Annotated in this window: 16 protein-coding genes; 4 read left to right on the top strand and 12 right to left on the bottom strand. The window is 60.2% G+C overall.

What is annotated here, in order from left to right:
* Positions 1-143: 143 nt before the first annotated feature.
* The 7 genes from JFT81_RS20390 to JFT81_RS20360 all read right to left on the bottom strand — a co-directional run bounded on the left by JFT81_RS20390 (position 144) and on the right by JFT81_RS20360 (position 5,343).
* Positions 144-1,301, bottom strand: a complete 1,158-nt coding sequence (locus tag JFT81_RS20390) for a glutathionylspermidine synthase family protein (RefSeq protein ID WP_201228695.1) — start codon at positions 1,299-1,301, stop codon at positions 144-146.
* A 2-nt stretch (positions 1,302-1,303) separates the two neighbouring features.
* The gene (locus JFT81_RS20385) at positions 1,304-1,993 is read right to left on the bottom strand and encodes a DUF1190 domain-containing protein (RefSeq protein ID WP_201228694.1); all 690 of its coding nucleotides are present in this window, start codon (positions 1,991-1,993) and stop codon (positions 1,304-1,306) included.
* A gap of 17 nt (positions 1,994-2,010) precedes the next feature.
* Positions 2,011-2,436 (bottom strand): DUF350 domain-containing protein, encoded by a 426-nt coding sequence (locus JFT81_RS20380; RefSeq protein WP_201228693.1) that lies wholly within the window; start codon positions 2,434-2,436, stop codon positions 2,011-2,013.
* Between the two features lie 14 nt (positions 2,437-2,450).
* On the bottom strand, positions 2,451-3,089 hold the full coding sequence (locus JFT81_RS20375; protein WP_201228692.1) for a DUF2491 family protein: 639 nt from the start codon (positions 3,087-3,089) through the stop codon (positions 2,451-2,453).
* A gap of 159 nt (positions 3,090-3,248) precedes the next feature.
* The gene (locus tag JFT81_RS20370; RefSeq protein WP_201228691.1) at positions 3,249-3,947 is read right to left on the bottom strand and encodes a PspA/IM30 family protein; all 699 of its coding nucleotides are present in this window, start codon (positions 3,945-3,947) and stop codon (positions 3,249-3,251) included.
* A gap of 17 nt (positions 3,948-3,964) precedes the next feature.
* A complete protein-coding gene (locus JFT81_RS20365; RefSeq protein ID WP_201228690.1) occupies positions 3,965-4,546 on the bottom strand; it encodes a YjfI family protein in 582 nt (193 codons plus the stop codon).
* 242 nt (positions 4,547-4,788) lie between these two features.
* Positions 4,789-5,343 (bottom strand): cysteine hydrolase family protein, encoded by a 555-nt coding sequence (locus JFT81_RS20360; protein WP_201228689.1) that lies wholly within the window; start codon positions 5,341-5,343, stop codon positions 4,789-4,791.
* A gap of 101 nt (positions 5,344-5,444) precedes the next feature.
* On the opposite strand from JFT81_RS20360, the gene JFT81_RS20355 reads away from it, so the two are divergent.
* The 3 genes from JFT81_RS20355 to JFT81_RS20345 all read left to right on the top strand — a co-directional run bounded on the left by JFT81_RS20355 (position 5,445) and on the right by JFT81_RS20345 (position 8,582).
* A complete protein-coding gene (locus JFT81_RS20355; RefSeq protein ID WP_201228688.1) occupies positions 5,445-6,446 on the top strand; it encodes a GlxA family transcriptional regulator in 1,002 nt (333 codons plus the stop codon).
* Between the two features lie 281 nt (positions 6,447-6,727).
* Positions 6,728-7,837 (top strand): DUF3182 family protein, encoded by a 1,110-nt coding sequence (locus tag JFT81_RS20350; RefSeq protein ID WP_201228687.1) that lies wholly within the window; start codon positions 6,728-6,730, stop codon positions 7,835-7,837.
* Positions 7,827-8,582 carry an alpha/beta fold hydrolase gene (locus JFT81_RS20345; RefSeq protein ID WP_201228686.1) on the top strand — a complete coding sequence of 252 codons (756 nt, stop codon included), beginning with the start codon at positions 7,827-7,829 and terminating at the stop codon, positions 8,580-8,582. The genes JFT81_RS20350 and JFT81_RS20345 overlap by 11 nt, the downstream gene beginning before the upstream one ends.
* A gap of 87 nt (positions 8,583-8,669) precedes the next feature.
* Here JFT81_RS20345 and JFT81_RS20340 read toward each other — a convergent pair whose 3' ends face one another.
* From JFT81_RS20340 to JFT81_RS20325, 4 genes are read right to left on the bottom strand one after another with little or no spacing between them, the layout of a single operon-like run.
* Entirely contained in the window at positions 8,670-9,659 is a 990-nt protein-coding gene (locus tag JFT81_RS20340) for a lysylphosphatidylglycerol synthase domain-containing protein (RefSeq protein ID WP_201228685.1), read from the bottom strand.
* Positions 9,656-10,930: a cardiolipin synthase ClsB gene (gene clsB, locus JFT81_RS20335; RefSeq protein WP_201228684.1), complete on the bottom strand. Its 1,275-nt coding sequence runs from the start codon at positions 10,928-10,930 to the stop codon at positions 9,656-9,658. The genes JFT81_RS20340 and clsB overlap by 4 nt, the downstream gene beginning before the upstream one ends.
* Complete coding sequence (locus JFT81_RS20330; RefSeq protein ID WP_201228683.1) at positions 10,927-11,724, bottom strand: endonuclease/exonuclease/phosphatase family protein; 798 nt, start codon at positions 11,722-11,724, stop codon at positions 10,927-10,929. The genes clsB and JFT81_RS20330 overlap by 4 nt, the downstream gene beginning before the upstream one ends.
* A complete protein-coding gene (locus tag JFT81_RS20325) occupies positions 11,721-12,647 on the bottom strand; it encodes a DUF72 domain-containing protein (RefSeq protein WP_201228682.1) in 927 nt (308 codons plus the stop codon). Before JFT81_RS20325 ends, JFT81_RS20330 begins: the two co-directional genes overlap by 4 nt.
* A 301-nt stretch (positions 12,648-12,948) precedes the next feature.
* On the opposite strand from JFT81_RS20325, the gene JFT81_RS20320 reads away from it, so the two are divergent.
* The gene (locus JFT81_RS20320) at positions 12,949-15,042 is read left to right on the top strand and encodes a mechanosensitive ion channel domain-containing protein (protein WP_201228681.1); all 2,094 of its coding nucleotides are present in this window, start codon (positions 12,949-12,951) and stop codon (positions 15,040-15,042) included.
* Positions 15,043-15,158: 116 nt separating this feature from the next.
* On the opposite strand, the gene JFT81_RS20315 is transcribed toward JFT81_RS20320, so the two are convergent.
* Positions 15,159-19,445 carry a DEAD/DEAH box helicase gene (locus tag JFT81_RS20315; protein WP_201228680.1) on the bottom strand — a complete coding sequence of 1,429 codons (4,287 nt, stop codon included), beginning with the start codon at positions 19,443-19,445 and terminating at the stop codon, positions 15,159-15,161.
* Positions 19,446-19,686 lie beyond the last annotated feature (241 nt).

Genomic DNA, 19,686 nt, shown 5'->3' with positions numbered 1-19,686 from the left:
CCGTCGCTGTAAACGACGGGCCTTTTTTGTGCCTGCAAAACACTACGATCAACTGTAGGAGCTGCGGCACGCTGCGATTTTTTGATCTTGAAAAACAGAATCAAAAGATCGCAGCATGCCGCAGCTCCTACAGGGATGGCGTTTCAGTCGAGGATCAGGTGCGGCAGGAAGCGGCTGGAGTCTTTGGTGATCAGGCTGTTGTCTTCCCGCACACCAATCCCCGCCGCTTGATCGCCAATCACCCAAGAACCGATCAGCGTGTAGCTGTCGCCAAACTTTGGCAATGGCGCAAACTCTTGCAGGATAAAGGGCGCATCGGTGTAGGGCCCGTCCTCTTTGACGATCAGACCTTCAGCCGTCTGCAGTTCAACGTTGGCGCCTTCACGGGAGAAGTACGGCTTGCGTACCCAACCTTTTGGCACTGCACTCGCCGGATTCGGGTCGAGGTGAGCGGCCAGCAGGTTTGGATGGCCCTTGTGCATTTCCCACAGCAACGGCAACGCGCCTTTGTTCGACAGGATCGCCTTCCACGCCGGCTCGAAAAACTGTGTATCGCACTCGGCAATCGCCGCGCCGAACGGTTCGTGGAAGATGAATTCCCAGGCATGCAACTTGAACAGGTGCGGGATCCAGCGATCCTCAAGGTCAACGAAGCGACCTTCAGCCGTCAGGCCAATGTCTTCAATGTCGATGTGCCGCGATTCAATACCGACCTTTTCCGCGATCAACCGCAGGTAATCCGTGGTGCCTTTGTCTTCGACCGAGTCTTTCATCGAGGCAAAGTAGAACGGCCGCTTCAGTTGTAATTCGGCGAAGGCCTGATGCAGTTTGGTGTCGATGCTGTTGAACTGGTCGGCATGGCTCGGCAGCATGCCGCGCTCGATGCACTGCTCCAGCCAGCCCCATTGAAACGCCGCCGCTTCATAGAGGCTGGTCGGCGTGTCGTAGTTGAGTTCGAGCAGCTTCGCCGGGCCGTTGCCGCTGTAGGAAAAGTCCATGCGCCCGTACAGATGCGGATGACCTTCCAGCCAGGACGTTCGGATCATGTCGTAATACGACGCCGGGATGCTCAGGCGATCGAGCAATTCTTCGCTGTGCACGACGCGGTCGACCAGGTCCATGCACATCTCGTGCAGTTCGGTGGTCGGATCCTCCAGATCATTTTCGATCTGCGCGAGCGTGAACTGGTAGTACGCGCTTTCGTCCCAGTAGGGTTCGTCGTCGATGGTGTGGAACAGGAAGCCGAGGCTTTCGGCGGTCTGTTTCCAGTCAGGGCGCTCGGCGCAATGGACCTTTTTCATCGTCAGCTGCTCGAACGACCGGAACTGCTACCCCAGCCACCCCAACCGCTGCGCGCAGTGGATTGACTGCCGAAGCCGCCACGTGATGTCGAAGATGCAACGTTCACCGGTTTGCTTTTGCTGCTCTCGTAGTCGGGCTGGCTGCGCGGTGCCGATTCGATTTTGCGGGACTGCGTAGAGGTGTTGTAGGTCTGACGAGTATCGCGGTCGCGGTAAACCGTGCGGTTCGCGTTGTTGCTCATCGCGTTGCCGATCAGCCATCCGCTCAGCCAGCCATTACCCGCGACACTGGAGGCGTGGGCAGTGGGTTGCACATTCTGCGCCGCCGCGGCATCACCTGCGGGCATTTGCGCATCGGCAATGGCGTCGAGATCCTGCGCTGCTTCAGCGTTCTGCGGCACTTTAAAGCCGCCGAGTTTGGGTGCGAAACGACCGGCGGAATTTTTCTGACACCAATCGGCGGCGAAATCCGCATCGCACTTGTCCTTGTCGTCGTACGCGGGGGCGATGCGTCGGTGCTCGGTCAAGGCGGCGACGTAGGCGTTGGAGCAGACATCGGCCGCGACTTCGGCATCGACGCACTGTTCCACGCTTTGGAAACTGCGTGGTTGATCCACGGCCGCCGCCTCGCCGGAAATGGCCAGGGCCACCGACGCCGCGAGGGATAACTGAACGTATTTGCTTCGTTTCATCGAGGGCTTCCTGCCGGTCAGTTGGACGGTGTCATGCAGGCGGCGTTGAGCATGCCGACGCTGATCGCCACTGCTGCGACGTAGATACCCGAAGCGACTTCACCGTTGGCGATGCGCTGGGACGTACCTTTGAGCACCAGGCCCGTCGCGAGGAAGGCCAGCAACTGCACCACAGCCGCAATCACTGCCCAGAGCACGAAGTCGAGGACGTTGACCGAAAAAGCGATGACGTTACTGGCCGGGATCGCGAACCCGATGATCGCGCCAGACAGCGCAATGGCAGCGGCGGTATTGCCAGAACGGATCAGCTCGAACTCTTTGTGCGGGGTGATGCGGGTATAGACGAACTGGAACAGCATGAACAGCAGCACGGCGCCGATCAGGTAGACGATGAAACCGACCAGAGCGGTCTTGTTCAGGGAAACGGCCAGCACTTCCAGCATGAAAAATTTCCTTTTTAAATGGTGCTCAGGTCAGTGGTGTACAGCGAGATACCCAGCGAGGTGCTCAGGCTGACGGTGCCTTCTTCGTCCTGTTCGACGGAAAACAGCAGCAGTTCGCGGCGATCGGTCAGGCCGGTTTCGCGCGCGTAAAGCATCGAGCGGTGTTCGATGGTGTAGCTCTCGTCCGGATTGGCCACCTGTTCGGTCAGCGGCACCAATTCGGTCTGGCCTTGTTCGGTGCCCCATTCGCGGGTGTATTCGACCCCTTCGTGGGTATAGGTCGGCAGGCCGATCGGACTGTTCGCGCCCGCCAGACGCTGCAATTCGGCATCGCTGTTGACGGTGACGTAGCTGAGGTAGTTGAACAGGATGACCGACTCGATCTGGTCATCGCCAGTGACGTGGATCTGCACCCAGAAATCCTCGTCATTGGTGTAATAGCGGTGCAGTTTGTTGGACTGTCCGAGGTCGATCCAGCCCGCGCTCCAGATCGCCTGGTCAAGGGGCACTCGCACCGTGGTTGAACCGTCGAGCAGCAGTGCCAGGGTCGAATCGAACCTGAGGCCTTTGCCCTGGGCCATCCCGAGCGGGCCGATGGCAACGGCTGGCGTTGGCGCCGCGTGGCTGCCCAGCAAATCTTTAAACCATCCCATGGGTACATTCCTTGAAGCGGGTGGAGGTGTTCGTCGGTAAAAAAAACGCGGCTAGTGTACCGGCCCAAGCCTCATGCAGGAGCTGCCGCAGGCTGCGATCTTTTGATCTTTAAGCAACAGATCAAAAGATCGCAGCCTACGGCAGCTCCTGCATGGGTGTTATTGGGTGGACTTTTGCTTCAAACGCTCAAGAATCGCGTTGGCGCTGCCTTCGTTCGGCGTGATGCCGGCTTCGCGCAGTTTGCGATCCAGATCATTGCCGGTCGAAGCGTCAGCCAACTCATCCGCCGCGCTCAACTCGGCAGCACGTTGCTGCTGTTTGGCTTGCAGACGGTTGAGGGTGCTCACTGCCGTTTCCAGCTTGCCGTTGGCGCCGCCGCTGGCGATGGACGCGCTGACCTGGGCTTTTTGCACGCTTTCACGGGCCTTCGCCATGTCCACTTGCTGGCGCAGGCTCTTGATTCGTGCTTCGGCTTTGTTGATGTCTTTGCGCATGTTTTCGGCATAGGTGCCGAACTCGTCGCTCTGCTTTTTCTCGGTGTCGAGGTCGTTGGTCAGGGTCGAAATCGCTTCAGCCACTTCCAGCGCGAGGTCTTCACGCCCGGCATTCAGCGCCGAGACAGCCTTGGCTTCGAGATCCTTGATCTTGGCGTCGTACTCGCTGACGCGGTCGGCGGCCAGTTTGTGCTTGGCCATGATTGTGACCAACTCTCGACGGGCGTTCGACAGGGCAGTGTCGGCATCGCGAATTTCCTGGTCGAGAATCCGCAGGGCCTGTTGGTCGACGATGGCTTCGCCGACTTCATTGGCACCACCGCGCAGTGCGGTGAACAGCTTGCTCCAGATGGACTGAGTCATTGGATATTCCCTGTGGATTACTTGAAGAAATGTTCGAAGGCTTCGCTCGCGCGCTGCACGTTGTCGACCAGGGTTTTCACCTCGGTCACGACATTGGTCAGGCTCGAGTCGGCGCTGAGGGCGCCAAACATGTTGTAAACGGTCTGCCCGTTCGGCATCGATTCGATACCGATCGACGACAGCGGAAACATTTCCCGGCTGCGCAGCACGGCGTCGTTGAAGGCGTGCACGTCTGAGATCGAATCGATATCCACCAACACGGTATCAACGATGATCTGCTGACCTGCCAGCGCGATATGAATCGGCAAACCGCCGAATTCGTTCATTTCCAGTTTGATACTGGGTTCGGAGCTCTGGATCAGCGACAGCGTGATCTCGTGCGAAGCCACCTCGTCCAGTGCCTTGAAGGCGTTGAAGAGGCTATCGATGTTCCAGTTGTTGCCTGCGCTCATGTAATTCTCCGACATGAATGAGCCAGCCAGAATCGGTTGGCGTAGCTGTTGCTCCATCTGCTTGAGCAAGCTTCGGTTTTCGGGAAGCACCCAAGCTTCGTGTTTCACATAACCGGCTGCAGCCAGGCCCGCGCGCATCTGCTTCATATAAAAGCTCGACGGTTTTTTCGCGGACGCTTTCGCACGTTCTCCCGTCGGGCTTTCTGATTTCGCGGTGGGGGAACGGCTTTTCATGGCAACGACTCGGTTATGGACATCTCACGCGTGAGCCACACTACAACCAATTCAAAGTGCCATCAATGACTCACGCGTGAGTTTTTTATGGCAGACGAAAAAAGGCCCGCAGCGAGGCGGGCCCTTGTTGTTTCAGACAATTTGCAAGTTGTTGCTTAGCGATGGGCGCCCAGAAATTCGTCAGCGGAGATCACACTGGCGTAGGCAAACCCCAACGAAGACATAAAGGCTGCGTGGACCTGAGCGGCAGGCACGATCAGGCCATTGAATTCAAGATCACGGGTCGCGCAGGCGTCGTGAATCACCGTCACCGTGTAGCCCAGATCCGCCGCCGCTCGAGTAACACCATCGACGCACATGTGGCTCATGCTGCCGACCACCACCAGTTCCTTGATGCCTTGTTCGTCGAGGATCGATTGCAGCTCGGTTTCGCGGAACGAATTGACGAAATGCTTGAGCACGACAGGTTCGTCGGCGCGGTTGAGCACTGTCGGGTGCAGCTTGGCACCGTCTGAACCCGGAGTGAAAAACGGCGCCTCTGCTGAAGTGAATTCGTGACGGATGTAGATCACCGAATCGCCTGCTTCGCGAAAGGCTGCAATCAGCCGCGCGGCGTTGTCAGCGGCGGCGTCGGCACCGACCAGCGGCCATTTGCCGTGGGTGAAGTAGTCATTCTGGATATCGACTACGATGAGCGCTTGCTTGGCCATGGGTGTGTCCTCGATTGAATGGCTGGAAGTGGCCTCAGTATGGGTGCTGCCCAGTGAGTCGATAATTGGCCGCACCGACAATAGACAGGGGAAAACTGACAATGGGCGCAGAAAGGGCCGCTGTGGCTGAACTGGGCGTGTTGATTTACCCCGGTGCGCAAATGGCGGCAGTGCATGGCTTGACCGATCTGTTCGGAGTCGCCAACCGGATTGCCGCTGAGCATCAGGCCGCGCAATTGCCGGTGTTGCGGGTCAGTCATTGGCAGGTCGACGGTGAGCAGCCGCCCGCGCGGGTTTACGACAGTCTTCCGGGCACCGAAAGCCATTTGCTCGCGGTGTTGATTCCGCCATCAATTGGCGGCTTCAGTCCGGCGCAAATGCCGGCCTGCCTTGCGCAGTGGTTGCATGATCAACATGCCCGTGGTGCGACGCTCGGCGGCGTCTGCGTCGGTTCACTGATGTTGGCGGAAAGTGGTCTGCTCGATGGCCGCAGTGCCACCACACACTGGACGTCGGCGAAGGCTTTCGCCGAGCAATATCCTCAGATCAGACTGAAAGCCGATACGCCCATCGTCGATGACGGCGACCTGATCACCACTGCCGGATTGATGGCGTGGTCGGAACTCGGTTTGCGCATGGTCGATCGGCTGCTCGGGCCGAGCATCGCCACCGGCACTGCACGGTTTCTGGTGATCGAACACAGCGACAGCGCCAGTGAGTGCGGCAGCAATTTCGCACCGATTCTCAGCCATGGTGATGCAGCGATTCTCAAGGTGCAGCACTGGCTGCAAAGCACCGGCGCGACGGATGTTTCACTGGCCGCGATGGCGGCACGGGCGGGGTTGGAAGAGCGTACATTTTTGCGGCGCTTTCGGGCGGCGAGCGGGTTGAAACCGACCGAGTATTGTCAGCACCTGCGGGTGGGCAAAGCGCGTGAGCTGCTGGAGTTCAGCAACGGCACGATTGATCACATTGCGTGGACGGTGGGGTATCAGGATCCGGGAGCGTTCAGGGCGATTTTCAGAAAAATCACCGGGCTGGCGCCGAGTGACTATCGCGCCCGGTTCGGCGTAACCCCGACCCCGAAAGCAGCGAATGTCTAATGTAGGAGCAGAGTTGGTCGCGAAGCCGGTGATTCAATTGGCTAATGTATCGACTGACTTTACGCCTTCGCGAGCAAGCGCTGCTCCTAAAAGGGCCGTGTGAAGTTTCGGATCGTGCAATTTGCCGGGGTTTTGTCGGCGGTCGTGCAGATTGAAACAGGCGTGATGCCAGCACGATGCCGGCAAGTTTCTGATTAGCCTGGCGTTTTCATGGAACGGCCGTTGGCCTGATCTCTGCACCCTTCACCGCTACAGTCATCGAACCGATGGAAGGGGGACGCATGACCCCGCTCACCCGCAAGAAAACTGTCGTCGCCCACTCGGTGCGCGCCGACGCACCGCAGCATGAAGTCCAGACCAACAAAGCGCTGGCCCGTTGGCTGGCGCAGATCCTCGGGTTCAAGTTCGGCGGCAGTTACGATCCTGAGAAACATCGCGGTCGCGACCTCTATCTATTGCCGACACAGACCCTCGTCGGCGCTGCCCAGGCCCATCAGCTCGGCATCAAAGGCCCGGATGATTTGTGGGGCGGTTTTGTCGAGCACGACTTCATCTGCACCAAAGCCATCAGCCACGGTTTACGCAGTCATCTGGCCCACGCGCCGCAGGGGTGGTCGCCAGTGTTTTCTGAACGGGTGCGCAACGTGGTGCTCGACGGGCTCAGCGTATTTTCGCTGGACGATGCGCGGCCCGCTGCCGAGCATTTGCTGTACAGCGGCCCGATCCGTTTGAAGCCGGTGCATGCCTGCGCCGGTCGCGGCCAGGAAGTGATCAAGAGCCTTGATGCCTTCGACGAAATTCTCGCCCGTCCCGACATCGCCAGACAATTCAGCGAAGGCGTGGTGCTTGAGCAGGACTTGAGCGACGTCGTCACTCACAGCGTTGGCCAGTCATTTATCGGCGATAAAGTGCTGACTTACTGCGGTGAGCAATACTTGACGAAGGATGCCCACGGCGAAGAGGTTTACGGCGGCTCGAATCTGCTGGTGGTGCAGGGCGGTTACGAGGATTTGCTGGCGCTGGAACTGCCTGACGATGTGCGCCTGGCCATCGAACAGGCACAGGTTTTTGACAGTGCGGCGGACGAAGCCTATCCACGTTTCTACGCCTCACGGCGCAACTACGACATCGCCCAGGGCCTGGACAGCAATGGCAAATCCCGCAGCGGTGTGCTCGAACAATCTTGGCGCATGGGCGGCGCCAGCAGCGCCGAAGTGGCAGCGCTGCAAAGTTTCGTCAACGACCCGACGATGCGCGCGATACGCGTGTCTTCGGTGGAAACCTATATCGATCAGCCACTGCCGGCGGATGCCATCGAGGTGTACCGCGGCCCGGCCGAGAACAGCGAATTTCTTCTCAAATACGTAACGGTCAAATCCTATGACGGCTAGAAGCGAAAGCATTCAAATCGACATTGATGATGAGCAGATGAGCGGGACATTTCTCAGTCCCAAATCGAAAGTGCCGGGGGTGCTGTTCGTCCACGGTTGGGGCGGCAGTCAAGAGCGTGATCTTGAACGGGCCAAAGGCATTGCCGGTCTCGGGTGCGTGTGTCTGACCTTCGACTTGCGCGGGCACACTGGCGGCACAGGCATTCCCTTGACCCGGGTGACCCGCGAGGACAATCTGCGCGATCTGCTAGCGGCCTACGATCGCCTGCTCTCGCATCCGGCGCTGGACACCTCGGCGATTGCCGTAGTCGGTACCAGTTACGGCGGATATCTGGCTTCGATCCTCACCTCTTTACGTCCGGTACGCTGGCTGGCGCTGCGGGTGCCGGCGCTGTATCGCGACGAACAATGGCACACGCCCAAACGAGATCTGGACAAGGCGGACTTGCGTGATTACCGAAGCACGCTGGTGCGCGCCGACAGCAATCGCGCGCTGCATGCGTGTACGCAATTCACCGGGGATGTTTTGCTGGTCGAATCGGAAACCGATGACTACGTGCCCCACGCGGCGATCATGAGTTACCGCGCTGCGTGCCAGCAGACGCATTCGCTGACGCACCGGATTATCGACGGCGCCGATCACGCGTTGAGTGAACCGGTTTCGCAGCAGGCCTATACGTCGATTCTGGTGGACTGGATTACCGAGATGGTTGTGGGTGAGCGGTTGAGCATTATTCAGTCTTGAAGATCAAAAGATCGCAGCCTGCGGCAGCTCCTACAGAGAGCATGCATTCCAACTGTAGGAGCTGCCGCAGGCTGCGATCTCTTGATCTTAATGCCCCGGTTTCTTCTCGATCCGCAACGACTTGGCCTTCGCCTCCACCACCAGATACATCACCAACGTAATCAACAACGGCAGCAGGAAATAAATCGCTCGATACGCCAGCAACCCGGCCACCAGACTGCCTCGCGATGCCTCATGTTGCAGCAGCGCGACGAACACGGCTTCGAGCACACCAAGCCCTGCCGGAATGTGCGTGATGACCCCGGCAATCGCACTGATCAACAACACTCCTAGCACCAGCGGATAGTCGAGTTTGCTCGGCAACAACGTGAATATCACCGCCGCCATCAGCGACCAGTTCAATGCGCCCAGCAACAGCTGTAACACCGCCATGCGCAGCGACGGCAAGTTGATTTCCACGCCACGGATCGACCATTCACGGCGCCTGGAGAACTGGCACGCCGCCAGATATCCGGCGCTGATCAGCAGCAACAGCACACCAATACCTTGTAACGCCGTGGTGCTGATCTTCCAGCCCGGCGGCATGCTCACCAGTCCGCTGCTGAACACCACTCCGGCAATGGTCATGTAGCCGAACCAGTTGGTTGCCAGGCTCAACCCAAGGATTTTGGCGATGTTGCCTTTGCTCACGCCGAGCCGTGAATACAGTCGATAACGCATGGCGATGCCGCCGACCCAGGCACTCAGATTCAGGTTGAATGCATAGCTGATGATGCCCACCGGCAAGATCTGTTTCCACGTCAGATCCTGACGAATATAGGTACGGCCGATCAGGTCGAAACTGGCGTACACGAGAAAGCTCAGCAAGGTCAGGCTGGCGGCGATGATCAGCGTGCGCACCTTGAAATCGGCAAGGGTTTGCAGCACTTCCGCCCATTCGATACGCCTGGCAAACATCGTCAGCAAAACGATCAGCGCGAGGAAAAACAGCACGGTCAGCGGGCGTTTCCAGCGGCTCCATTTCGAGTGTGTTGCGGGCGCCGAATGACGGCTCGTTTGCGCTTCGGAATGGCTCATGAGCGATGACCTCGAAAAGGCTTGAGCCGCGGTTTGTGCGCCGGCAGCCAACCGGCCATTGCCGGGAAATGCCGCAGAAAGTGGAACACCAGAAAGCCCACGGTCATGTGCCAGATGCGCCCGCGCGGTGATTGACTGGCGTCCATGGCTTTGCAGTGGTTTTGGCTGAGGTCTTCGAGGCGCTCGAACAACTGCTGATTGAAGGCGCGATCGCGGATCAGCACGTTGGCCTCCAGGTTCAGCGACAGGCTCAACGGGTCGAGATTGCTTGAACCGACGGTGCTCCATTCTTCGTCCACCAGCGCGACTTTGCCGTGCAACGGGCGCTGACAGTATTCGTGGATTTGCACGCCGGCCTTGAGCAGGTAGTCGTAGGTCATGCGCGCCGCGAGTTTGGCCACCAGCATGTCCGGTTGACCCTGCAGAATCAGTCTTACGTCGACACCGCGGCGCGCCGCGTTGCGGATTTCACGCAACAAACGATAACCGGGGAAGAAATAGGCGTTGGCGATCACCACCCGACGTTTGGCGCTACGCAGCACCTGCAAATAGACGTCTTCGATATCGGTAGGGTGCTGATCGTTGTCGCGGAAGACCAGGCGCACCTGGCCGTCGTGGTCTTCAAAAGCCATCTCCGCGCGCCGCTGGCGCCGACGTTGCCACCAGAACCGCGCACGGCCCGGCCGACCACTTTGCAGCAGGGCGAAATGATGAATGTCGGCGACTGCCGGGCCCTGAATTTCCACCGAATAATCCTGCTTCGCCTCCGGGCCGAAATCCGCCAGGTGATCACCGGAGAAATTGATACCGCCAATGAACGCAATCAAGCCATCGACCACGACGATTTTACGATGCAACCGGCGAAACCAGTTGGTGCGGATGCCCAAGCGTTTCGGTGCCGGATCGAAGATCTGCAAATGCACACCGGCCTCGCTCAGCGCGGCGAGATAGCCAGTGCTCAGCTCGCCGCAGCCGAAGCCGTCGAGGCTGACGGTGGTGCGGACACCGCGCTTGGCAGCATCAATAAGAATCTCCTGCAGTTCGGCGCCGACCTTGTCTTCGAAAACGATGAAGGTCTCCAGGAGGATTTCGCTTTTCGCCGCACGCATCGCTTCGAATACGCGGGGAAAATACTCCTCGCCGTTTTCCAGCAGTTGCACATGGTTGTTGCCCTGCCAGCGGTACTCGACATCGACATGACCGGGCTCGCGGACAGGCGGGGTAATGGCTATCGGTTCCACGGCGGATTTCTCCAGCGGCGCGCTGTTCATAGTTCGATCTCCACCGATAACGGTGCGTGGTCGGAAAGGTGCGACCAGGGCCGGTTCGCCAGAACTTTCGGCTGGCTGGCCTTAAGGTTGCGCACGTAGATGCGGTCCAGGCGCAGCGTTGGCAGCCGCGCCGGAAAACTGCGCGCCGGTTTGCCATGGTGCTCGGCGAATACCTCACGCAGACCACACGGTTTGAGCAGCGCATCGGCGCGCTGGCGCCAGTCGTTGAAGTCACCGGCGACGATCACCGGCGCGTCGTCCGGCAATTCGGCGATGCGCTCGCCGAGCAACTTCAACTGCGCGTTGCGATGGCTTTCGCGCAGGCCCAGATGCACGCAGATCGCATGCACTTCGGTGCCGTCGCCGGGCAGGCGCAACACGCAATGCAACAGGCCGCGGTTCTCATGGCCGCTGATCGACACGTCGAGGTTGTCGTGGCGGATGATCTGGAATTTCGACAGCAGCGCATTGCCGTGATCGCCCTCCGGGTACACCGCGTTGCGCCCATAGGCGAACTGCGGCCAGAGGCTGTCGGCAAGAAATTCGTACTGCGGCATCGTCGGCCAATTGCTATAGCGCTTGGGATGATGTTCGTGGGTACCGTGGACTTCCTGCAGGAAGACCACATCGGCAGCCACGCTACGCACTGCCTCGCGCAGTTCCGGCAGGATGAAGCGCCGGTTGAGCGCGGTGAATCCCTTATGGGTGTTGACCGTCAGCACCGTGAAGGTGCGCACCGACGGTGCGACCACCGAGCCTTCATCGGTGAAGCCGACCGGTTCTGGAATGCTCATGCCAGCACTCCTTGCGCAGCGGGTTGACCGGGGGCGGTGGCAAGGTCTTTATCCAGTTCGAAGCGATGCAGCAGATCGCGCGCGTCGTACGGTGCACGGACTTTGATGTCGTTGTCGAAATAGCAAAATACTTCGCGGGATTTGCGTGCGCGCGGTTTCAGCCGTGGAGCGATCAGGTGCGCGTCGTGCGGTTGATCACCGTGATGCCAGACATCGATGCGTTCGGCCCAGCGCTTGAGGGCGGGCGCGGTGTAGCCGCTGGCGTAGAGTTCTTCGGCACCGTGCAGGCGCAAGTAAACGAAGTCGCTGGTGAGGTCTTCGCGGTACGGCCACTTATCGGCAGTGTCGGCGATCACCAATGCAGTGTTGTAGCGCTTCAATAAACGCACGAATTCCGTATCAAGGAAGCTGTCATTTCGGATTTCCACGGCATGGCGCAAGGGCTTTTTGCGCCAGGCTTTCATGCTCGCGTGACCGTGCAAGTGGTCATCATGCTGACGGGCGAGGGTGGCGGCGGCTTCGGTATCGTGGGGTAGCAAGGCGAGGAAATGCTCGAAACGCTCGGGCTCGAATTTGAAGTTCGGCGGAAATTGCCAGAGGATCGGCCCGAGTTTTTCCTTGAGTTCCAGAATCCCGGAAGCGAAGAAATTCGCCAGCGGTTTTTCGATTTCGCGCAGGCGCCGGATGTGGGTAATGAACCGCGGCGCCTTGACGCTGAAGACGAAGTCATCGGGCGTTTCGGCGTACCACTGCGCATAGCGTTCGGGCCGTTGCAGGGCGTAGAACGATCCATTGATTTCGATGCTGTTGACCGCCCGCGAAGCGAACTGCAATTCGCGTTTTTGCGCCAGTCCCTTGGGGTAGAAGTCCCCACGCCACGGGGCGTAGCGCCAGCCGGAAATACCGATGTGAATCGTTGCCATGTCGCCCTCCCGTCGAAAGTCCTCGTCTTGCCGCTGTCTTTTGCTGACTGCGACTGGCTCGGGAAAGTTTCGACGGCATTACCGACGGTCATCAACGAGTGCAACCGGGCTCGTGTAGGAGCAGAGCTTGCTCGCGAACGCGGCGGACCAGCCAACATCAATGTTGAATGGAAGGACGCTTTCGCGAGCAAGCTTTGCTCCTACACAGGATCTCAAGACTCGGTCTTAGGGGAGGGCTCTTGAACTTGCCGCACAAATTTCGATCAGTTCCTTACAGGTTCAGTCACCGGAGGTCGCAGTTTTGCTCAAGTTCAGGATCGCCATTGTGCTGGGAGCACTGCTGTTTCTCGGCGCCAACGAAATCGAAGCTGCCGCGCTGCCAGCCGTTCCGGCCGCTGCCGAAGAAACGGCCAAGCCTGAGCCGATCGTACAAGGCGGTCTGCTCGGTGCGATCAGTTCAAGCATTGACGACGTCCAGGACAAACTCGATCTCAACGAACATCTGGTCGATGCCTGGCGCCTGCGTGCCGACCGCGCGGCTGATGAAGTCGACAAACTGGTCAACCAACCGTCAAACCGTTCGGGCTGGAGCGTCGCAGGGGATTTCCTCACGCTGTCGGGCGTATGGCTTGGCAGTTTCGGGTTATTGACCGTCCTCGGCAGTCTGTTGGCCAGTCGCCTGCGCCAGGGCCGCTGGTTGCGTACGCGGCAGCGCAGTCAGGATTTGCTCGGCTACCTGTTGCCGTACACCGTGCCGGCGCTGATCTGTCTGCCGCTGACCCTTTACGTCAGTCATTTCCTGCAGGGCTCGGTTGGCCGTGCGCTGGCGCTGTGTCTGGCCTACGCGACCAGCAGCGGTATTTTTTCAACCTCGATGCTGCTGTGCGTGGTGGTGATGTTCAACGTCGGCCACAAACGCCCGGCGGCGAAAATCATCCGTGATTACTGCCCAAAACCATTGTTCCTGATCGGCTTCCTCGCCGCGCTCAGCGATGCCTTGACCAGCCCGCAGATTGCCCGGCAACTGGGTGGCAATATCACCAGCAGCATTGCAGTATTTACTGGACTGATCGCTTCGATCATTTTTGGTTTGCTGGTGATTCGCCTGCGTCGTCCGGTGGCTCATCTGATCCGTAACCGCCCGCTGAGCCAGCGGCTGAAGCAACCATCGCTACAGGAGTCGCTGCGGATTTTTTCCGGGCTGTGGTACTGGCCGATTGTGTTGATGGTGCTGGTCTCGGCGGTCAGCTTGATCGGCATCGGCGAAGACAATCAGAAAGCGCTGCGTTGCGCGTTGTTCACCACGGTGTTGTTGATCGGCACGGTGTTCCTCAGCACGATCCTCCAGCACTTGTTCAAATCGCGAAAAGCCGCAGCGATCCAGCGCAGCAGCGCTTACAAGGAACGCTTTCTCAGCCTGTTGCACGCGCTGCTGCGGATCATCATTGCGATTGCCTTCATCGATATTCTCGGGCGGATCTGGGGCCTGTCGCTGCTCGACTTCGCTCAGAGCAGTACGGTCGGGCGGGCGATCAGCGATGCCTTGAGCCGCATTGGGCTGATCTTCCTGGTGACCTGGCTGCTCTGGGTGGTGCTCGACACGGCGATTCAGGAAGCACTGAAACCACCGGTCAGCAAGCGCGCGGCGCGTCAGCCCAGCACGCGGGTGAAGACCATCCTGCCGCTGTTGCGTAACGCGATCAAAATCATCCTCGTGGTGATCTGCGCGATCACGACCATGGCCAATCTGGGGATCAACGTCGCGCCGTTGCTGGCAGGCGCCGGGGTGGTCGGCCTGGCCATCGGTTTCGGCTCGCAGCAACTGGTGCAGGACGTGATCACCGGGCTGTTCATCATCATTGAAGACACCCTGTCGATTGGCGATTGGGTGGTGCTCGATTCCGGGCACGCCGGGACGGTGGAAGGGCTGACCATTCGCACGTTGCGCCTGCGTGACGGCAAGGGCTTTGTGCATTCGGTGCCGTTTGGTCAGATCAAAGCGGTGACCAATCAATCACGGCAATTCGCTTATGCGTTCTTCTCGGTGCAGTTCACCTATGACACGGATGTGGATAAGGCAATCGAACTGATCCGCGAAACCGGCGACTCGATTCGCGAAGACCCGTTCCTCAAGTACAACCTGCAAGGGCCGCTGGATGTGTTCGGCGTGGACAGGATGGATTTGAACGGCGTGGTGCTGACGGCGCAGTTCCGCACGGTGTCAGGTGGGCAGTATGCGGTGAGCCGCGCGTTCAACCAGCGTCTGAAGAAGCTTGTGGATAACACTGAGACGGTGCATTTCGCGCAGACTTATCCACAGCAGGTTTTGCTGCCCAAGCGCCAGCAGGAGACGGCTGTGGTGGCGACCGAGTTGCCGCAGGAGTCGCGGACTTAACGCAAGAGTTTGTGGTGGGAGGGCTGGCGCTTTCGCGAGCAGGCTCGCTCCCACAGGGGCAACGCGATCAAACTGTGGGAGCGAGCCTGCTCGCGAAGACGTCAGCCCCGACAACATCAATGCCGGATCAGCTTGCCGCGCACCTGCTCCATCTCGACCGGTTCCAGCTCAAGCCAGAACTGCTGCTTGCCGGCAATCTCTGCCGCCGCCGGCAAGCCATCGCGATACACCAGCCGATTGCTCACCAACGCCGGCACTTTCGCCCCCGGCAACAACGTCCCGGCCAGATTCAACGGATCCACCCCGCACACCGCAATCAAACTGCCGTCATGTGGTCGCCGCCGCACTTCGCGTAACAGCGGAATCGCCTCGGGCAAGGCAAACTGTTCCCCCGCCAAACCACTGACAAAGCGCCCGCCACGAATCTCGCCGCGCGCCTCCAGACGATGAAACGTGCGCAGCAATTCACGCCAACTCGGCAACCAGTCCGCCTCGCGCTCCAGCAGACGCCAGAACACCACGCCGTAGCGGCGCAGCAAGGTCATCGCGACGTGTTCGAGGGTTTCACTCGCGTCCACGGCTGGCCCGCGGCGCAGCAGCGCCCAACGCCCGGCATCGTCCATCCCGCCAACAAACGCCCCACGTCCGCGCCGACTGCTGCGCTGCTGGCGTTTGCTCGCCGGAGTGATCAGCGCCCGCAGGCCGGCAAAGCTGTCGGCATTCACCAACCCGGCGCCGACCAGTTCCTGCAAGGCGATTTCCAGTTCGCTGCGCAACAGATGCGCCTCATGAATCAACTCATCGAAAAACAGCGCGCCGTGCTGACTCAAGGCCTCAAAGACCTTTTGAGTTTTCGGCGACAGCTCGCTCACCGGCGTCTGTTCGGCCAATGCACTCCACAAGCCAACCTGACTGCGCGGCAGCAACACGATCGGTGTGCTGCGCAACGCCGTGCCGCTGACTTTTTGTCGGGCACTGAGGCGCGTCCAGACCAGTTTGCCATTGCGACACAGATCATCCAGCCAGCTCGGCGAGTAGTCCTTGAGCCGCGCCGGCAGAATGTCGCTGTCCCACGCTGAGGCCGCCGCCGGGTAGCCTTCGAACTGGCCGATAATCGCCGGCAAAACCGCGTTGCCCTGACCGCGCGTGGTGGATGAGAGGTGCTGCCAGTCGAACAGGAAGCGCATGAAATCCTGCAACGCCACCGGTTCGATTTCCCGGCGCAGACGCTTGACCGTATAGCGATGGATGCGCGCGAGCAGGTGCCGTTCGCACCATTCCTCGACGTCGAGTTTCGGCGTGAATTGGCCGCGCAGCACATAACCTTCGCGTTCCAGTCGGGCGAGGGCCTGATTGACTTCAGTGGTCGCCAGCGCGAGCGGTGCGGCGATGGCGGATAACGGCAGTGGGCCGAAGGCTCCGAGGCGCGCGCGGATCACTTCGATCAGGGCTTCATCGGAGGTCCAGGTTTCATCGAATCCCGACAATGCCTCCAGCTTCGGTTGCACCGCAGCCTGTGGATAAAGCGCTTGCAGGCAGGTCAGGCGCTCGCGGGCCAGCCACAACCAATGCTCTGGACCGATCTGCAAGCGGCAGGCGCGACCGCTGCTGGCCAAGGTTTCCAACCACTCACGCCAACCGCTGTTTGCTTGAACTTCAAGGTCACTGATGCATGCCAGGCTCATCAGTGCTTCGTGCATTTCATCCGCACTGTTCGGCGCTGGCCACGCCTCTTCACGCACGGCGGCAATCGCGTCGGCATCCAGTGCACCGAGGTCATCGGTCGATTGCGGATCACTCCAGCGTCGATTGATCACTGCCTGAGTCCGACGCTCCTCGAGCGGCGCATCGTCGAGAAAGGCATACGGCCGCGCACTGAGAATCTCCGCCGCGAGCGGTGAGGGCGCCGGCAGATCACGGCTGAGCAAACGCACGTCGCCACGTTCCATGCGTCGCAGCAAATGCAGCCAGCCTTCACTGTCCATCGCCTCATGCAGGCAATCGTCGAGGGTCTGCTCGATCAATGGATGCTCAGGGATTTCCCGTTCGCCCGCGAGGTTCTCCAGGCAGGCGATCTGATCGGGAAACACACTGGCAATCAGGTCTTCGCTTTTCATCCGCTGCAACTGCGGTGCAACTTTGCGCCCGCCGGTAAAACGCGGCAACGCCAGCGCCACGCCGGCATTCCAGCGCCAGCGCACGCCGAACAGCGGCGCATCGAGCACCGCTTGAATCAAGGTGTGCTCGGCGCTGTTGCTGTGCAGGTAACGCCAGACATCATCGAGTTCGAAACTGTGGCTGGTCGACAGCGACAGTACGATCGCATCCTCGCTGGCCGCTGCCTGTAGTTCGAAGTTGAAGGTGCGACAGAAGCGCTTGCGCAGGGCCAGGCCCCAGGCGCGATTGATACGACTGCCGAACGGTGAGTGAATGATCAATTGCGTGCCGCCGGACTCATCGAAAAAGCGCTCCATCAGCAGCGTGTCCTGCGAGGGCAGGGCGCCGAGAGTCTGGCGTGCGCGGGCGAGGTATTCGACCAGTTGCTCGGCGCTGGCGGCATTCAGCCCGAGGGTGTCGGTCAGCCAGTCGAGGGCCGGTTGCAGATTGCCGGGGCTGGCGCCCAGCAGAGCGTCGAGCTGCGCTTGCAGACGCGCCACGGCGAACGACAACTCATCGCTGCGCCCCGGCGCTTCGCCGAGCCAGAACGGAATGGTCGGCGGCTGGCCATGAGCATCCTCGACGCGCACCTTGCCGGTTTCCACCCGCAGGATCCGGTAGGACGTATTGCCGAGCTGGAACACATCACCGGCAATGCTTTCCACGGCGAAGTCTTCGTTGACGCTGCCGATGTTCAGGCCTTGCGGCTCGAGCATCACGCTGTAATCGGCGTTATCCGGGATGGTGCCGCCGCTGGTCACGGCGGTCAGTTGCGCGCCGCGCCGGCCACGCAAGGTGCGGCTGACGGCGTCGCGGTGCAGATAAGCACTGCGGATGCCCTGGCGGCCGTTGTAGCCTTCGGCGAGCATGCTCAGCAGGGCCTGATAGTGTTTTTCGTCGAGATTGCGGTAGGGCGAGGCTCGACGAAACATCGCCAGCAACGCGTCTTCCGCCCATTCCTGACAACTGACCTCGGCGATGATCTGCTGCGCCAGCACGTCCAGCGGCGCTTCGGGGATGTGCAGCGTGTCGAGTTCGCCACGGCGCACGCAGTCGAGCAGGGCGGCGCATTCGATCAGGTCGTCGCGGGTGGTGGCGAATAAACGGCCTTTGGGCGTGCCGCCGACCTGGTGCCCGGAGCGACCGACCCGTTGCAGAAATCCGGCGATGGAGCGCGGCGAGGCGATCTGGCAGACCAGGTCGACGTCGCCGATGTCGATGCCCAATTCCAGTGATGCGGTGGCGATCAACACTTGCAGTTCGCCGCGTTTGAGGCGTTGTTCGGCGTCGAGGCGAAATTCCTTGGCCAGACTGCCGTGGTGCGCCGCCACGGCGTGTTTGCCGAGGCGTTCGCTCAGATGTCGGCTCAGGCGTTCAGCCAGGCGCCGGGTGTTGACGAAAATCAGTGTGGTGCGGTGTTCGCGGGCCAATTCGGCGAGACGGTCATACACCAATTCCCAGACATCGTTGGCCATCACGGCGGACAGCGGCACGGGTGGTACTTCGATGCCCAGATCCCGTGGGCGCGCGTGGCCGATGTCGATGATCTCGCAAGAACGCTCTGCGCCGACCAGGAATCGCGCGACCGCGTCGATGGGTTTTTGCGTTGCGGACAGGCCGATGCGAGTCAGTGGTTCGGCGCATAGCGCTTGTAGTCGTTCAAGGCTCAGGGCGAGGTGGCTGCCGCGTTTGCCAGCGGCCATGGCATGAATTTCGTCGATGATTACCGTGCGCGCAGTGCCAAGCATTTTGCGTCCCGACGCCGAACCGAGCAGCACGTAGAGGGATTCTGGAGTGGTCACCAGAATGTGCGGCGGGCGCTTGCGCATGAGCGCGCGGTCTTTCTGCGGGGTGTCGCCGGTGCGCACGGCGGTGCTGATTTGCAGTTCCGGCAGGCCCATTTGCCGCAGTTGCTCGGTAATGCCGGCAAGCGGGTTTTGCAGGTTGATCTGGATGTCGTTGGACAGCGCCTTGAGCGGTGAAACGTAAACCACCAGGGTTTCGTCAGGCAGGCCAGCGGGGTTTTCCAGGCCTCGGTGGACGAGGTCGTCGAGCACGGCGAGGAACGCGGTGAGGGTTTTACCGGAGCCGGTAGGTGCGGCGATCAGCGTCGAGCGGCGCTGGCGGATCAACGGCCATGCGCGAGCCTGGGCGGCGGTGACCGACGGGAATGTGCTGTTGAACCAGGCGCTGACGGCGGGATGGAAGCCTGCCAGGGCCGCGTCCGTGGGAAGGGGCAGATTCATGGCTTAAGTTATGCGGTCGCAGGGGGGAAGATGCAAGTACCGCTCAGGATCTTCAGCGTCTGGCTGTTCCCCTTCGCGAGCAGGCTCGCTCCCACAAGGGATTTGCGGCGTACACAAATCCACTGTGGGAGCGAGCCTGCTCGCGAAGGGGCCAGTTGCCACAGCATAAATCCGGGGATGTACACTTTGCGGATGACGGTTGCGCACTAAACCCGCAAAATGCAACGATTCCGGCAATTAT

The sequence above is a fragment of the Pseudomonas sp. TH43 genome (genome assembly GCF_016650635.1).
Classification (GTDB): domain Bacteria; phylum Pseudomonadota; class Gammaproteobacteria; order Pseudomonadales; family Pseudomonadaceae; genus Aquipseudomonas.
The sequence above is the reverse complement of the archived record's forward strand: the minus strand, read 5'-3'. Positions and strand labels throughout refer to the sequence as shown.

Excerpts from the sequence above, each read along its gene's own strand:
- JFT81_RS20340 (WP_201228685.1), bottom strand. The coding sequence starts at position 9,659 with ATGAGCCATTCCGAAGCGCAAACGAGCCGTCATTCGGCGCCCGCAACA.
- JFT81_RS20350 (WP_201228687.1), top strand. The coding sequence starts at position 6,728 with ATGACCCCGCTCACCCGCAAGAAAACTGTCGTCGCCCACTCGGTGCGC.
- JFT81_RS20370 (WP_201228691.1), bottom strand. The coding sequence starts at position 3,947 with ATGACTCAGTCCATCTGGAGCAAGCTGTTCACCGCACTGCGCGGTGGT.
- JFT81_RS20355 (WP_201228688.1), top strand. The coding sequence starts at position 5,445 with ATGGGCGCAGAAAGGGCCGCTGTGGCTGAACTGGGCGTGTTGATTTAC.
- JFT81_RS20380 (WP_201228693.1), bottom strand. The coding sequence starts at position 2,436 with ATGCTGGAAGTGCTGGCCGTTTCCCTGAACAAGACCGCTCTGGTCGGT.
- JFT81_RS20385 (WP_201228694.1), bottom strand. The coding sequence starts at position 1,993 with ATGAAACGAAGCAAATACGTTCAGTTATCCCTCGCGGCGTCGGTGGCC.
- JFT81_RS20345 (WP_201228686.1), top strand. The coding sequence starts at position 7,827 with ATGACGGCTAGAAGCGAAAGCATTCAAATCGACATTGATGATGAGCAG.
- JFT81_RS20325 (WP_201228682.1), bottom strand. The coding sequence starts at position 12,647 with ATGGCAACGATTCACATCGGTATTTCCGGCTGGCGCTACGCCCCGTGG.
- JFT81_RS20365 (WP_201228690.1), bottom strand. The coding sequence starts at position 4,546 with ATGAAGCAGATGCGCGCGGGCCTGGCTGCAGCCGGTTATGTGAAACAC.
- JFT81_RS20375 (WP_201228692.1), bottom strand. The coding sequence starts at position 3,089 with ATGGGATGGTTTAAAGATTTGCTGGGCAGCCACGCGGCGCCAACGCCA.
- JFT81_RS20330 (WP_201228683.1), bottom strand. The coding sequence starts at position 11,724 with ATGAGCATTCCAGAACCGGTCGGCTTCACCGATGAAGGCTCGGTGGTC.
- JFT81_RS20390 (WP_201228695.1), bottom strand. The coding sequence starts at position 1,301 with ATGAAAAAGGTCCATTGCGCCGAGCGCCCTGACTGGAAACAGACCGCC.
- JFT81_RS20360 (WP_201228689.1), bottom strand. The coding sequence starts at position 5,343 with ATGGCCAAGCAAGCGCTCATCGTAGTCGATATCCAGAATGACTACTTC.
- JFT81_RS20315 (WP_201228680.1), bottom strand. The coding sequence starts at position 19,445 with ATGAATCTGCCCCTTCCCACGGACGCGGCCCTGGCAGGCTTCCATCCC.
- clsB (WP_201228684.1), bottom strand. The coding sequence starts at position 10,930 with ATGAACAGCGCGCCGCTGGAGAAATCCGCCGTGGAACCGATAGCCATT.